The sequence below is a fragment of the Planktothrix sp. genome (genome assembly GCF_046067725.1).
GTDB lineage: Bacteria > Cyanobacteriota > Cyanobacteriia > Cyanobacteriales > Microcoleaceae > Planktothrix.
Map to the genome: position 1 here is coordinate 1 of NZ_JBJUDF010000199.1, position 14,134 is coordinate 14,134.

Consider the following 14,134-nt stretch of genomic DNA (forward strand, 5'->3'; position numbering starts at 1 on the left):
TTTCTGTCATCTGAAAATCGAGAAGGCTTTCTGTCATCTGAAAATCGAGAAGGCTTTCTGTCATCTGAAAATCGAGAAGGCTTTCTGTCATCTGAAAATCGAGAAGACTTTCTGTTGTCCCGGTCTCCAGATTGAGATCGATTTGATGGTTTTTTAGACGATCTAGATGGAGAATTAGAACGATTAAATTTTGGCATAATTCTTGTGAGACTATGTAGAAATATTACTGATTCAAGTCAAATTTTAGACAGGAGAATTAGTGGCTGTATTCTGATGATAACTTCTGAATATAGTAATTGAAGTATAAGTTAGGACATCAATAAAGCCTCAAAGCTTATCTATAAAAAGCACTTTTTTCCCGGTTTACTGTCAAGCTGTTCTTTGCGATAAATTCTGAATTCTATGACAAGAGGACAGCTTCAAAATGACCCAATTTCTGACAAAAGATCGTAGATGAGAGAACGAGAAACTAGCAAATAAACTCGGTTTCTAGTTCCACAATAAAGTTGTTTACCTCAATCAATGTTTCCTCAATAAGCTTGAGTTTAAGCTGAATATCTGTTTAGAATCCTCTTGAATAAGCTGTGATCTCATCCTATTTTATACTCGTTGACTCTCCCCTGCCCAATCTTAAACAATTAATTAATAGTGAGAGTGACAGCTTATCAGTCATTGTTTTTCTTTAGAATCAAGCTCAAGATAATTAAACAATTCCTCTAACCGTTGCGGATTCGTTAAGTACAAATACCCAAATAAAGCTTCTAAGCTGGTAGCTTCTTGGTAAGTTTTGGGATCGAGTCTTTTGGGATGTCCAAAAGCTGCATTCCGACCCCGCTTCAAGATTTTTAACTCCGGTTCTGTGAGGTGAGGTTCTAGCGATCGCAAGTGACGCGCTTGTCCTTCTGCACGAACTTGAGCTACCACTAACTGATGATACAGATGCGATCGCTTGGGGGGCATCAGATAAAAACTACGAATATAAAGTTCATAAACGGCATCTCCTAAATAGGCCCAAGATGCTGGAGAAATCCGTTGAACTTCTTCTGGTGATAGGCTTTGATGAAGCATTTGATCCAGAGGTAGGGACTAACCAGAGGTGAACTAGCTAGTCATTAAGAAATAGTCGCAAAGATTGTTTCACCCTGATCCCATTGACGGAGTATCCTCACCGGACGGGGTATAGACGAGATTGAGTGAACTATCACAACTAGGCACTTTTGACGTTCTCTATCGCATCGTCTACAGATGGCTGTAAAGAGAGAAACTTTTCCAAGCGAACCAATTTAACAGTTTGAGTTACACGAGCATTGGAAACAACCTGTAAAGTTGCGCCGTTACTTTGCGCTTTTTTCACAAGCTGCACGAGCGCCCCTAATCCCGAACTGTCTACAAAATCTATCTGAGAAAGATCCAATATAATGTGCTTGGCACTTTGTTCCTCTTCAATATAGCCACCCACCACTTTCCGAAAGGTGCCTTCTGAGAAAGCATCCAGTAATCCAGTCAGGCGAAAGAGTTGATAGTTGTCTTTAACATCCCGTGTACCCCGCAGGCTCACGGTTAAATTAAGTGGCTCAGGAATGATACCCTCCTAATTACATAGAAATTGACATCGCCGATCCAGTATAAAAGCTTTTTCAGAAAATGTCTACTCAATTAGGAGGGTTAGAGCGGTTCAATTTGGCTGTTTGTGTTGTTGCATTGCTTGAACAAAACGCTCAAACAGATAATCAGCATCATGGGGGCCAGGGCTGGCTTCAGGGTGATATTGAACAGAAAACAAAGGTAACGTTTTGTGTTTTAATCCAGCAACGGTGCGATCGTTCAAATTCAGGTGAGTAATTTGTACATCTTCTGCCATCGTATCAGGATCAATGGCAAACCCATGATTTTGACTGGTAATTTCAACTTGTTGTTTTTCTAAACCGGCAGGTTGATTTAAACCTCGATGCCCAAATTTTAGCTTAAAGGTTTCTGCGCCCAAAGATAACCCTAAAATTTGATGGCCCATACAAATTCCAAACACAGGTTTTTCAGCTTGAAGTAAAGCTTTTGTGGTGTTAATTCCTTCGGTGACAGCCGAAGGATCACCGGGGCCATTCGAGAGAAAAATCCCATCAGGATTGTATTTGAGAATCTCTTCTGGGGGGGTATGGGCGGGAACTACAATTACCCGACAGCCATAACTGGCTAACCGTCGCAGAATATTGCGTTTTACCCCAAAATCTAAGGCAACAACGGTATAACGGGGTTGTTGATCACGACAGGTAGAGTCACTAAACTCCCAAGCGGTTTCGGTGGGTTCTAACCATTCATAAGCTTCTTGGGTAGTGACTTCTTTAACTAAGTTCAACCCAGCCATACTAGGAGCTTGTTCGACTAAATTTCGCAATTCCCCTGGATCTAAAATCTCAGTCGAAATCGCACCATTCATCGCCCCAACTGTCCGAATTTTGCGGGTGAGAGCGCGGGTATCAATTCCATAAATACCGGGGATATGGTGCTGTTTTAAATAGTCGGATAATGATTGAGTTGAACGCCAATTACTCGGACGGGTACAAATATTACGGGCTATGGCCCCTCGAACATGAGGATGGGTGGATTCTTCATCATCGGGGTTTACCCCAGTATTGCCCAACTCTGGATAGGTAAAGGTTACAATTTGTCCACAATAGCTGGGATCTGTCAATACTTCTTGATATCCGGTCATACCCGTATTAAAGACAACTTCCCCAATGACGGTTCCTGGTGCGCCAAATGACCAGCCTGTATAGGTGGTTCCATCAGCGAGGACAAGTAAAGCGGGTTGTGCAGAGGTCAGGGACATTGGATTTGGTCTACCTTTAATCTGGAATCACCTCAATATTATTCCAGACATTCTCTGAACTGACGCATGGATCTTGTTCTGTGTTGTCATTACCTGACTTTAGGTAATGGGGAATTACGAATTACGAATTACGAATGGGTAATAGGGAACAGAGGGAAATTGACTCCCTAATAACTAATTTGCAGGGTGACGGAGGCTCTGACTTGTTGTTCTCCTCCGACAACGGGAGTCGCTGGGGCGGCTGCAACATCAGCTTTATACATGACAGGCATGGGAACTGGAACACTAGCATTATTGACTTGAATGCCAATAATTTCTCGACGGGTTAAATTTAAAGCCCCTAAAACAGCATTGGCTTGACGTTCGGCTTCTTGGGTCGCTAGTTTTAAGGCTTGTTGTTGGGCGGCACTAATTTCAGCATCGGAGGCGACGAAACTGATCCCATCGATACGGGTCGCTCCGGCTTTAACAGCTTCATCTAATAAACTACCAACCTTTTCGGTTTTCAATTTGAAGCTAACGGTATTGGTAGCAGAATAACCCGTTAAACGTTGTTGATCGTTGGTATAACTGTAGGTCGGATTAAGACGAATTCCGGTGGTTTCCAGTTTTTCCACATTGCGCGATCGCAGTAATTCTATCACCGCATTGGTACGTCTGGCTGCTTCTGCTTGAACTTCTTCGGCGGTTTTTCCTAATACTTCAACCCCTAACTGCACTTGGGTTTGGGTGGTTGGGATCATGACCACACCTTCACCACTGACCGTTAGGGTTCTAACTCGTTGTTCTTGGGCAAATACAGGAGCAATCAAGGGGATGCTAACTAATCCTAAACTTAAGGATAATGCAGTAATCAGACTCCAAGGATTAATCGAACAAGAAGATTGATTGAAGGACATTTTGGACGTTCTCTCAAGTGCGAAAGGGGTATAACCATCAGGATAGTCACTTCTGTTATAGAACTTGTTTTTATCCTGGCTGTTCCTCGGTTTCACTGAATTTTCCTAAAATTCGGGATGATCTGGGTTAAACAATGTTTCTGATCCTACAGGGGGGAGAGTTAAACGCTTTATTTGTTGCTTACTTGCTAAAAAATTAGGTTTTTTTACAAAGTATAAATTTTCTTTTCTAATTGATCTTGAATATTCTTAGGAATATTGCTCAGAAAGTCTAAACCTGTATTTTCTTCTATTTCATCAACAGAAACTCGATAATATTGATATAGGTTAAAATTATATCATTATCGGTAAAAAATAAAAATACTACCATTTTAGGGGCAGATTACGCTATAATAATTAAAGTCCAAAATTCACTTTATAGGAATTTGTAATTAATCTTAGATCAATGGGTATGACTACGCCTAAAAATTACTATAGTACATTACAAGTAAATCCCACAGCAACACCCGCAGAAATTAAACAAGCTTATCGTCGATTAGCCAAACTATTTCATCCTGATAGTCAAACAGAATCGGCTGATACTAACAAAATTATTCAGATTAATGCAGCTTATGAAGTATTAAGTGATCCTCAAAAACGCCAATCCTATGATCGACAACTTTCGTTAGAAGCCAATCCTTATTCTAATGGGGTAGAACCTTTAGTTTCTAAACCTCAAAATTATTCCGCAGAAGCGGATACAGAATTAAAAACTTGGATTAATAAAGTTTATAAACCTATTAATCGTTCTATTAATACAATTTTAAAACCCTTAAAATCAGAAGTTGATAAATTATCTGCCGATCCTTTTGATGATGAATTAATGGAAGGATTTCAAACGTATATAGAATTATGTAGAAATGCTCTAAATCAAGCTCAAAAATTATTCCGATCTCAACGAAATCCTTCTCCTGTTGCTGGAGTAGCGGCTCATCTTTATTATACCTTAAATCATTTAGATGATGGACTCAATGAACTAGAAACCTTTACTCTCAATTATGATGATTCTTCTTTACACACAGGTCAAGAATTCTTTAGGATTGCCTCTCGTTTACGTCGAGAAGCACAGGAAGAAATGAAAAAGATTTCCTAAGAGTCAAAAAATGTTATAATTTAACCAATATTTTAATTTTATAGCAACCGTTATGGATACAATCATTTCTTTACCAAATCCCCTAGAATTGCAAATCGACTTAACGGATGAACAGTATTTTCAACTGTGTCAAAATAACCGATACTATAAATTTGAGCGATCAGCAACAGGAGAATTAATTATTATGTCACCAACAGGGGGTGAAACCGGAAACCGTAACTTTAACCTAGCCGTTAAATTGGGAATCTGGAATCAAAAAACTAAACTGGGATTAGCATTTGATTCTTCAACAGGTTTTAAACTACCTAATGGTGCAGATCGAGCGCCGGATTTATCTTGGGTTAAATTAGAACGATGGAATGCGTTAACTCCTGAACAAAAAAAGAAATTTCTGCCTCTATGTCCAGATTTTGTGATTGAGTTACGTTCAGAAACCGATACGCTTAAAACCCTGCGAGAAAAAATGCAAGAGTATCTGGAAAATGGCACTCAACTCGGTTGGTTAATAGACCCTCAAAATCAGCGTGTCGAAATTTATCGTTTAGGGAAAGAAGTAGAAATTTTACAATCTCCGGTTAATTTATCAGGGGAAAATGTGCTTCCTGGGTTTGTATTAGATTTGCAAGAAATTTGGAATATCGGTTAAAATATAGAAATACTCAAACGGAATTCTATAGCCCGTTGTGTTGGTGTTGCTTTTTGCCACAATGGAACAAAAGATGATGTCACTTGACTACATTGAGATTCCATTAAACTAATGAAATTAGCAACTTTCTTCAGTTGATATTCATTGAGTTTGTCTAATTCTTGTTGAAGTTTTTCTCGTAGCATAATTGATAGTGGAGTAGAATGCTATTGATTATATCCTAAGTTTAGTTTCGTTTAGTTCAGGAAACCGAATTTCTAGCTGTTCTTGATCGACTGAAACAAGATTTTTTTATCAAACCTGGTTTTTTTGTAAGTTCTGAACAAGTTGCGATCGCTTTTTAAAATAGTACAGAATGATTGATAATGAGGTTTTAATTCAATCAAAGTTGAAATTTTTATAAAAAAAGCTTAGAATAAATTTACATAACTTAACAAAAACAATCTGGCTTGCATTTTTATGGAATGCGTGATCACTCGTCGGGCGCAATTTTCCGCTAGTCATCGGTATTGGTTGCCCGAATTGAGCGCCACCGAGAACATTGAGCGGTTTGGCCCAATGGCCCGCCCTCATGGACACGGACATAACTATGTTCTGTATGTGTCGATGGTGGGAGAACTCGATGAATATGGCATGGTGCTGAACCTGTCGGATGTTAAACACATTCTCAAACAGGAAGTCATCAGCCATTTAAACTTTGCCCATCTCAATGATGTGTGGCCAGAATTCCAGCAAACGTTACCGACCCTGGAAACGGTCGCACGGGCAATTTGGCATCGGTTGGCCCCCCATCTTCCTGTGACGAATATTCAATTATTTGAACATCCTCAACTTTGGGCAGATTATCAAGGAAACGAAATGGAAGCTTATCTAACCATTAGTACACATTTTAGCGCCGCTCATCGGCTGGCTCGTCCTGACCTCAGTTTTGAGGAAAATTCCGAAATTTATGGTAAATGTGCCCGTCCTAACGGTCATGGTCATAATTATCATTTAGATGTTACCGTGAAAGGGGAAATTGATCCGCGCACGGGCATGATTATCGACTTAGAAGGTTTACAAAAAGCCGTCAATGATTATGTAGTACAGCCCTTTGATCACACTTTTTTAAATCAAGATATTCCTTATTTTGCTAAAGTTGTGCCAACGGCTGAAAATATTGCGGTTCATATCCGAGATTTACTGCAAAATCCAATTCGAGATTTAGGGGCACAATTGCATAAAGTCAAACTCGTTGAAAGCCCCAATAATTCCTGCGAGGTGTATTGTAATTCTAGGGAATTTGAGTCTAACCCGCTTGAAATTAAACAACCTGTATTAGCGGAAGTTTAAGAAAAAAATCGGGTTCATTTCCGCTCAGTCAACCTTCCAACAAACCGGGTTTTTAGCAATCATTTCTTGGGAAAACCCAGATTTATTGTTAATAAACCCGGTTTCCGTATCAGTATTAAAATCCTGACAAAGCTCTGTCAATTCGTAATATACATTAGCACCAGATCCGTTTGCTTTTGTTGCGTTTTGTGAACGGTTGGTTCAATTTTCACCCCTAACGAGTTGACATCTATGCGGTTATCGACCATTGCGCTTTTAACGTTAGCGACTTTTGTGAGTCAAGACTCCTGTACTGAAGCGAGTCCTATTCCTGATGAGCTTACAAATGGTTTATCTAACCTTTCTGAGTTAAGTTCGGTGGATGAGGTAGAAACCATCGCATTAGCTCCTAGTTTAGCCGTTAGTATGCCTGAAATGATAGAAAATCCGTCTTTTTCTTCAACGGAATTTTCTTCAAAAGAGGTTTCTTCTGCATCCATTACAAATGTACTTGATCAAACTTGGTTAGCAACATTAGTTAAAATGAGTCAAGGGGAACCTCAAAGCTCAATCAAACACCCGATTTCTGTGGCACAAATGAGCCCTGGTTCTTCGCTGAATTATGAATTGACTCAAACCATTACTTTACTGAATACGTTATTAATTGTTGCTACATTAGTTCCCAGTCTCACAATTTTATTTTTTTGGTTAGTTCGTCGGTTAATTGTTAAAGAAATTGTTGAGCAAGCACAAAAAAAATTAAATCATATTGAAAATTTAGAAACAAAATTAAAGGTTTCAAAACAACGATATCAACAGTTGATTAAAGAGTTAGAACTACAAATTGCAACGACTCAAGAATCAGTAAATTTTTTAACACGGGAAGCTAAAGCATCTAAATCTTCCATTGAACAGGTAGAAACCCTTAAATCTCAATTTATCTTTCGATTACAAGGAATGATTTCTGAAGTTCAAGACCTCAAAGAGCAAGCTTTAAAGGATTTACACGAAAAAACCCTTGAAACCAAAGAATCTATTCAAGCTTTACAGAATCAAAATTCGGTTTCTTTGAAGGGTTTATCCTCTACCTCTGATTCAACAGAATTGTTCTCTGAAAATTCAATTCATTCTCCTATCTTACCATCTACAAACTCTTCTCAATCTTCGCAATTGATGATTGCGGATGATTATTTAAAGAAAGGGGAATCCTTTTTCCTAGAAGGTCAGTTTAAGGAAGCATTAACTTGTTTAGAACAAGCAATTACCGCGAACCCTCAATTAGAGCAAGCATGGTTTAAAAAAGCAACGATTTTGGCTCGATTACAACGTTATTTTGATGCGCTGGATGCTTATAATCAATATCTGAATTTAAACCCTGGTAAATATGATGGTTGGTATAATCGGGGTAATATTTTAGTGCGGTTACAACGATATGAAGAAGCGATCGCATCCTATGATCAAGCGATTAAAATTAAACCGAATGATTATGAATCATGGCATAATCGAGGAGCAATTTTAAGAAAATTTAAACGCTTTGATGAAGCATTGGAGTCTTATAATAAAGCGTTAGAAATTGCTCCTAATAAATGTGAGATTTGGCACAATAAAGGCAATATTTTAGCCAAATTACAACGTCATGAAGAAGCCATTTATTCCTATCAAAAAGCTATTAAAATTAATCCTAATAAATGGGAATTATGGTCAAGTCAAACTCATACATTATCTGAACTGCAACGTTATGAAGAAGCGTTACAATCAGTGGAGAAAGCTTTAATTTTAAAGCCAAATCATTTTGAACTATTAAAAATGCAAGGTGATATTTTAGGTAAATTAAACCGAAATTTAGAAGCTTTAGAAGTATATAAAAAAGCTCTTAGTATTAAATCAGATAGTTATGAGACTTGTTTTGAAACTGGAGAAACTTTAGTTAAATTACAGCAATATTCTGAAGCAATTATTATTTATGAACAAGCGATTAATTTAAAACCCAATTCTTCAGCAGCATGGCGTTCTAAAGGAATGTGTTTAGAAAAATTAGAACGATATCCTGAAGCTTTATCGTCTTATGATGCTGCTCTTTCCTGTCAGTCTGATGATGCAGAAACTTGGCGTTATCGAGGTTCACTCTTATCTAAATTAAAACAATATCCTGAAGCCATTTCTTCACTAGGAAAAGCGATTTCCATTCAAAAGGAACTCAGAACTGCCAAAAGTCAAACGGTTTGTGATTAATTAAGGGTAGGGTAGGTGACAGAGCATTCTATGAAGAAATAGGTAAAACACTCTATTTTCTATAATATGAATTGATTGGCTGTCCCTCCTTAAACCTAATGTGGTAATAATCTCATTCGTGAATTTGAACCCTAGAACCACTGTATTCGATCAGGATAATCATGTGAGATAGACTTTATTATTGAGTGATTAATATCACGACAACCATAAAATATTACAACCTCGACATCGATTACAATATGAAGACTAACCGACCCCATACAACTGTGATTTTAGCGATGAGTGTTGATGGTAAAATTGCTGATGAATTGCGATCGCCTGCACGGTTTAGTTCGCAACAAGATCAAGAACATTTAGAACAACAAGTTGCTATTATGGATGGCGTTTTATTCGGTGCAGGAACGTTAAATGCCTATGGAACAACGATTAGAATTACCAATTCTGAATTATTAGAAACTCGAAAACAACAAGGAAAACCGCCTCAACCTGCTCAAATTGTGGTATCAGGTTCAGGAAAACTCAATCCCCATTGTCGTTTTTTTCAACAATCGGTTCCCCATTGGTTACTCACAACAACCCAAGGTCAAGAATTCTGGAAAACCAGAACGGAATTTGAAACAATTATTATTGCTGATGATAATACTGATCAAATTGATTGGTTAATTGCCTTTCAAAAATTGCAAGAATTAGGATTAAATCGCTTAGGAATATTAGGAGGAGGAACACTGGTTTCTGCGTTATTAAAACAGAATTTAATTGATGAAATTTGGTTAACAATTTGTCCGTTAATTTTAGGAGGTCAAAATTCACCGACTCCTGCTGATGGAGAAGGTTTTTTATCTTCTGTTGCGCCTCGTTTACAATTGTTAGAGGTTAAACCCGTTGGACAAGAAGTGTTTTTACATTATCAGGTGAGTTAAACTACTTTAAATAAAGAATGCGTCCCTATTGTTGAGATAACATGGTCAAACCTTTAACCTCCTCTTATTCTACCCGTTGGATTAATACGGTTGCTGAAGTTCCCCAGACCGCTTGGGATGCTCTCGCTCAACCGTTAATCACTCCTTTTTTTGAATGGGATTGGTTGCATAATATTGAATCATCAGGAAGTGCAACCGGACGCACGGGTTGGTTACCCCATCATTTAACGGTATGGCGAGATCAACAGTTGGTGGGGATTGCTCCTTTATATATTAAAGGACATAGCCGAGGGGAATTTGTGTTTGATAATCAATGGGCTGACGTGGCTTATCAATTAGGCATTGAATATTATCCCAAACTATTAGGAATGTCGCCTTTTACTCCCGCCGAAGGGTATCGATTTCTGATTGCACCTGGAGAAGATGAGGCAGAAATTACAAGTTTAATGGTGCATTCAATTGATCAATTTTGCATTGACAATAAAATTTCCGGGTGTAATTTTCTTTATGTTGATCCAGAGTGGAAGCCGATGTTAGAAAAGTTAGGATTTTCTCCTTGGTTACATCATAGTTATATTTGGCAAAATCAAGGATATCAAACCTTTGATGATTATTTAAAAGGATTTAATGCCAATCAACGGCGGAATATTAAACGGGAACGAAAAGCAGTTAACCAAGCAGGATTACAACTACAAACTCATACAGGAGATGAAATTCCTAAAGCCTTTTTTTCACAAATGTATCACTTCTATGCAAGTACCTGTGATAAGTTTGGCTGGTGGGGCAGTAAATATTTAACTCGAAAGTTTTTTGAACAATTACATCATGATTATCGCCATCGGGTTGTATTTGTTGCTGCTTATGATGGAACGAATCAACATCAACCCGTTGGAATGTCGTTTTGTTTAACCAAAAGCGATCGCTTGTATGGTCGTTATTGGGGAAGTGTTCAAGATATTGATTGTTTACATTTTGATGCTTGTTATTATTCTCCCATTGAATGGGCAATTAATAACGGAATTTCAATTTTTGATCCCGGTGCTGGCGGTCGTCACAAAAAACGTCGAGGTTTTCCAGCAACACCAAATTATAGTTTGCATCGATTTTATGATCAACGCTTATCTAAAATTCTACAATCTTATATTGGCAGAATTAATCAGATGGAACAGCAGGAAATTGATCATATTAATCAAGATTTACCGTTTAGCAAATAGTGGGGTCAGAAACCCGGTTTCTGAATTGAGCTTTCTATTAGTAGCTCATGTTATCGCAGAAACCCGGTTTCTTGGAGGTGCTGGAGCAAATGGTGAACGTTAACCCTCCGTCAAAACCTTAAAATGTTCCAATAGTTCCAACCTGATACACTGAGAACCTGCTAACGTTTCTGTTGTCTCAAAAATTTTTTACCTTGAGACCGAATTTGTAACCACGAAGGATGAATATGTCAGACAGCGCGATTAACACAATTATTGCCCGTGAAATTCTCGACTCTCGTGGACGCCCCACCCTAGAAGCCGAAGTCTATCTCGATAATGGTGCTTATGGACTCGCTCAAGTTCCCAGTGGGGCTTCTACGGGAAGCTTTGAAGCCCATGAACTCCGTGATGGAGATAAAAGCCGTTATGGAGGTAAAGGGGTGCTGACGGCGGTTAAAAACGTCAATGAAATTATCGCCCCAGCCCTGACTGGTATCAGTGCTCTGGAACAAAGTTTGATCGACCAACTCATGCTCGATCTCGATGGTTCTGCCAATAAAAGCAATCTTGGGGCGAATGCCATTCTGGGTGTGTCCCTAGCCGTTGCTAAAGCGGCTGCTGAAAGTGTCGGTTTACCGTTGTATCGTTATCTCGGTGGCCCCATTGCCAACGTTCTCCCGGTGCCCTTAATGAACGTGATCAACGGAGGCGCCCACGCTGCCAATAACGTTGATATTCAAGAATTTATGATTGTTCCCATTGGTGCTCCTACCTTCAAAGAAGCACTGCGTTGGGGTGCGGAAGTCTTTGCTTCCCTGAGTGGAGTGTTAAAAGACAAAGGACTCTTAGGAGGGGTTGGAGATGAAGGGGGTTTTGCTCCGAACTTGGGTTCCAACCAAGAAGCACTCGATATTTTAATTCAAGCCATTGAAATGGCCGGATACAAACCCGGTGAACAGGTAGCACTCGCCTTGGATGTGGCTTCTAGTGAATTCTACAAAGACGGAACCTACACTTACGACGGTCAACCCCATAGTCCTGACCAACTGATTGACTACCTGAGTGAATTAATCAGTAAATACCCGATTGTATCCATTGAAGATGGTTTACAGGAGGATGATTGGGATAATTGGAAATCTTTGACCCAGAAACTCGGCCCGAAAGTGCAGTTGGTGGGGGATGACTTATTTGTCACCAACCCCAGCCGTTTAAAAGACGGAATTGACAAGAAAGTGGCGAATTCCATTTTGGTGAAACTGAACCAAATTGGTTCTCTGTCTGAAACGTTAGCGGCCGTTGATTTGGCAACCCGGAGTGGTTATACCTCTGTTATTAGTCACCGTTCTGGGGAAACCGAAGATACGACAATTTCGGATTTAGCGGTCGCCACCCGTGCGGGACAAATTAAAACGGGTTCTCTGTGTCGGAGTGAACGTATTGCCAAATATAACCGTTTGTTACGAATTGAAGACGAACTCGGCGCCCAAGCGGTTTATGCGGGAGCCGTTGGTTTAGGCCCTGGTTTCTCTAAATAACTGAAAAACTCACAATCAGGACTTACCCAAAAACCCGGTTTCTAAACCCAAAATCAAGCTTGTGGCTCTTAGTCTGAATGAGAAACCGGGTTTTTTAACCCCTTGTGTGTAAGTCCTGACAATAAAACAGTCCAGTTTTGGGCTGTTTTATTGTGCAGAATTTCTGTTCACGGTCGATACATCCACAAGGGTAAACCGTTGGTTGATAACTCAAATTCTAACCATTGGTTAGCCGCAATAATGCTATTTGGAGCTAATTTGTTTCCGAGAACTTTATTAACAAACGGTTTGGGTTTTTCTAAGGTGAAACATTCGGTTTTATCGGGATCAAGTTTAACCAATTCCGCCGCCCACCGACGGGCTTCTTCTTCTGTTCCTAAACGGTCTACAATTCCCAATTCAACGGCTTGTTGACCTGTAAATATTCGACCATCCGCAAAGCTTCTAACAGTTTCTATCGGTAAATTACGAGACTCCGCAACCGTTTGGACAAATTGTTGATAACTGGTATCAATTAAGTCTTGTAAAATTTGTTGTTCGGGTTCCGTGAGCTCCCGATCAAAGGATAGTATATCTTTATATGGCCCGGATTTGATCACCTTAAAAGAAACACCGACTTTTTCTAACAACCGTTCTAAATTATTTCCTCTTAAAATTACACCAATGCTTCCGGTAATGGTTCCTGGGTTCGCCATAATATGTTCGGCTCCCATACCAATATAAACGCCACCGGATGCGGAAATATTTCCGAAACTGGCTACAATTTTGACTTTTTTCTGCAACCGTTTCAGGGCACTATAAATTTCTTGGGAGTCGCCAACGGTTCCCCCAGGACTATCAATTCTCAACAATAGGGCGGGAAATTTCTTTTCTTCAATGGTTTTTAGGGCTTCTAACACCCGTTTGCGCGTATCTCCAGCGATCGCACCACTAATTTCTATACGGGCAATTTGTTTGCGGGATCGAGGTTTAAATGGCCAAATCATGGGCAATGACAAAACTGTATTAAATTAATAATATTGTATAAACTTCTTAATAAAACTACATAATTTTCGTCCCCCCTACCCGGAGAATTGAATGCAGCCTTGTCCTGAGCCTGTCGAGCAGCAACCCCAAACCCAAGCAAAATTACCCTTTCAACCGTTATTGTTAATTTCTCCGTTCTTCTTTTGGGGAACCGCAATGGTCGCCATGAAAGGCGTGATCCCCCATACAACGCCATTTTTTATGGCGGGAGTGCGACTGGTTCCTGCGGGGATATTGTTACTTTTAGTAGGAATGCTGTCGGGACGTCCACAACCTAAAACATGGCAAGCTTGGCTGTGGATCTCAATTTTTGGGTTAGTGGATGCGACCTTATTTCAAGGATTTTTAGCTCAAGGTTTAGTGAGAACTGGAGCGGGTTTAGGCTCAGTTATGATAGATTCTCAACCCTT

General features: G+C 39.5%; 14 protein-coding genes. 8 read left to right on the forward strand and 6 right to left on the reverse strand.

Annotated elements, in window-relative coordinates; all coding sequences use genetic code 11:
- Window positions 1–669: 669 nt before the first annotated feature.
- From ACKPEB_RS12500 to ACKPEB_RS12515, 4 genes are all read right to left on the reverse strand, one after another.
- Window positions 670–1,068 carry a Mini-ribonuclease 3 gene (locus tag ACKPEB_RS12500; RefSeq protein ID WP_408965258.1) on the reverse strand — a complete coding sequence of 133 codons (399 nt, stop codon included), beginning with the start codon at window positions 1,066–1,068 and terminating at the stop codon, window positions 670–672.
- A 139-nt stretch (window positions 1,069–1,207) separates the two neighbouring features.
- Entirely contained in the window at window positions 1,208–1,558 is a 351-nt protein-coding gene (locus ACKPEB_RS12505; protein ID WP_408965259.1) for an STAS domain-containing protein, read from the reverse strand.
- A gap of 117 nt (window positions 1,559–1,675) precedes the next feature.
- Window positions 1,676–2,827: a glutamine-hydrolyzing carbamoyl-phosphate synthase small subunit gene (gene carA, locus ACKPEB_RS12510; RefSeq protein ID WP_408965260.1), complete on the reverse strand. Its 1,152-nt coding sequence runs from the start codon at window positions 2,825–2,827 to the stop codon at window positions 1,676–1,678.
- Between the two features lie 167 nt (window positions 2,828–2,994).
- Window positions 2,995–3,726 (reverse strand): SIMPL domain-containing protein, encoded by a 732-nt coding sequence (locus ACKPEB_RS12515; RefSeq protein WP_408965261.1) that lies wholly within the window; start codon window positions 3,724–3,726, stop codon window positions 2,995–2,997.
- A gap of 451 nt (window positions 3,727–4,177) precedes the next feature.
- Here ACKPEB_RS12515 and ACKPEB_RS12520 point away from each other — a divergent pair, with 451 nt between their 5' ends.
- Window positions 4,178–4,858, forward strand: a complete 681-nt coding sequence (locus ACKPEB_RS12520) for a J domain-containing protein (RefSeq protein WP_408965271.1) — start codon at window positions 4,178–4,180, stop codon at window positions 4,856–4,858.
- A 52-nt stretch (window positions 4,859–4,910) separates the two neighbouring features.
- Entirely contained in the window at window positions 4,911–5,504 is a 594-nt protein-coding gene (locus tag ACKPEB_RS12525) for a Uma2 family endonuclease (RefSeq protein ID WP_408965262.1), read from the forward strand.
- On the opposite strand, the gene ACKPEB_RS12530 is transcribed toward ACKPEB_RS12525, so the two are convergent.
- Window positions 5,501–5,689 (reverse strand): hypothetical protein, encoded by a 189-nt coding sequence (locus tag ACKPEB_RS12530; RefSeq protein WP_408965263.1) that lies wholly within the window; start codon window positions 5,687–5,689, stop codon window positions 5,501–5,503. The genes ACKPEB_RS12525 and ACKPEB_RS12530 overlap by 4 nt on opposite strands.
- A 274-nt stretch (window positions 5,690–5,963) precedes the next feature.
- Between ACKPEB_RS12530 and ACKPEB_RS12535 the strand changes: the two genes are divergently transcribed.
- From ACKPEB_RS12535 to eno, 5 genes are all read left to right on the forward strand, one after another.
- On the forward strand, window positions 5,964–6,836 hold the full coding sequence (locus tag ACKPEB_RS12535; protein ID WP_408965264.1) for a 6-carboxytetrahydropterin synthase: 873 nt from the start codon (window positions 5,964–5,966) through the stop codon (window positions 6,834–6,836).
- Between the two features lie 231 nt (window positions 6,837–7,067).
- A complete protein-coding gene (locus tag ACKPEB_RS12540; RefSeq protein ID WP_408965265.1) occupies window positions 7,068–9,047 on the forward strand; it encodes a tetratricopeptide repeat protein in 1,980 nt (659 codons plus the stop codon).
- 239 nt (window positions 9,048–9,286) lie between these two features.
- Entirely contained in the window at window positions 9,287–9,967 is a 681-nt protein-coding gene (locus ACKPEB_RS12545; protein ID WP_408965266.1) for a RibD family protein, read from the forward strand.
- 41 nt (window positions 9,968–10,008) lie between these two features.
- A complete protein-coding gene (locus tag ACKPEB_RS12550) occupies window positions 10,009–11,181 on the forward strand; it encodes a GNAT family N-acetyltransferase (RefSeq protein ID WP_408965267.1) in 1,173 nt (390 codons plus the stop codon).
- A 227-nt stretch (window positions 11,182–11,408) separates the two neighbouring features.
- Window positions 11,409–12,698 carry a phosphopyruvate hydratase gene (gene eno / locus ACKPEB_RS12555; protein WP_408965268.1) on the forward strand — a complete coding sequence of 430 codons (1,290 nt, stop codon included), beginning with the start codon at window positions 11,409–11,411 and terminating at the stop codon, window positions 12,696–12,698.
- 167 nt (window positions 12,699–12,865) lie between these two features.
- Here the strand turns inward: eno and sppA are convergent, their stop codons facing one another.
- Entirely contained in the window at window positions 12,866–13,684 is an 819-nt protein-coding gene (sppA, locus tag ACKPEB_RS12560) for a signal peptide peptidase SppA (protein WP_408965269.1), read from the reverse strand.
- A gap of 91 nt (window positions 13,685–13,775) precedes the next feature.
- Between sppA and ACKPEB_RS12565 the strand changes: the two genes are divergently transcribed.
- Window positions 13,776–14,134 (forward strand): DMT family transporter (locus ACKPEB_RS12565; RefSeq protein WP_408965270.1); only part of this gene is annotated, 359 nt, incomplete at its 3' end.

Coding starts and splice junctions, on each gene's coding strand:
- ACKPEB_RS12500 (WP_408965258.1), bottom strand. CDS start 1,068: ATGCTTCATCAAAGCCTATCACCAGAAGAAGTTCAACGGATTTCTCCA.
- carA (WP_408965260.1), bottom strand. CDS start 2,827: ATGTCCCTGACCTCTGCACAACCCGCTTTACTTGTCCTCGCTGATGGA.
- ACKPEB_RS12515 (WP_408965261.1), bottom strand. CDS start 3,726: ATGTCCTTCAATCAATCTTCTTGTTCGATTAATCCTTGGAGTCTGATT.
- ACKPEB_RS12520 (WP_408965271.1), top strand. CDS start 4,178: ATGACTACGCCTAAAAATTACTATAGTACATTACAAGTAAATCCCACA.
- ACKPEB_RS12525 (WP_408965262.1), top strand. CDS start 4,911: ATGGATACAATCATTTCTTTACCAAATCCCCTAGAATTGCAAATCGAC.
- ACKPEB_RS12530 (WP_408965263.1), bottom strand. CDS start 5,689: ATGCTACGAGAAAAACTTCAACAAGAATTAGACAAACTCAATGAATAT.
- ACKPEB_RS12535 (WP_408965264.1), top strand. CDS start 5,964: ATGGAATGCGTGATCACTCGTCGGGCGCAATTTTCCGCTAGTCATCGG.
- ACKPEB_RS12540 (WP_408965265.1), top strand. CDS start 7,068: ATGCGGTTATCGACCATTGCGCTTTTAACGTTAGCGACTTTTGTGAGT.
- ACKPEB_RS12545 (WP_408965266.1), top strand. CDS start 9,287: ATGAAGACTAACCGACCCCATACAACTGTGATTTTAGCGATGAGTGTT.
- ACKPEB_RS12550 (WP_408965267.1), top strand. CDS start 10,009: ATGGTCAAACCTTTAACCTCCTCTTATTCTACCCGTTGGATTAATACG.
- eno (WP_408965268.1), top strand. CDS start 11,409: ATGTCAGACAGCGCGATTAACACAATTATTGCCCGTGAAATTCTCGAC.
- sppA (WP_408965269.1), bottom strand. CDS start 13,684: ATGATTTGGCCATTTAAACCTCGATCCCGCAAACAAATTGCCCGTATA.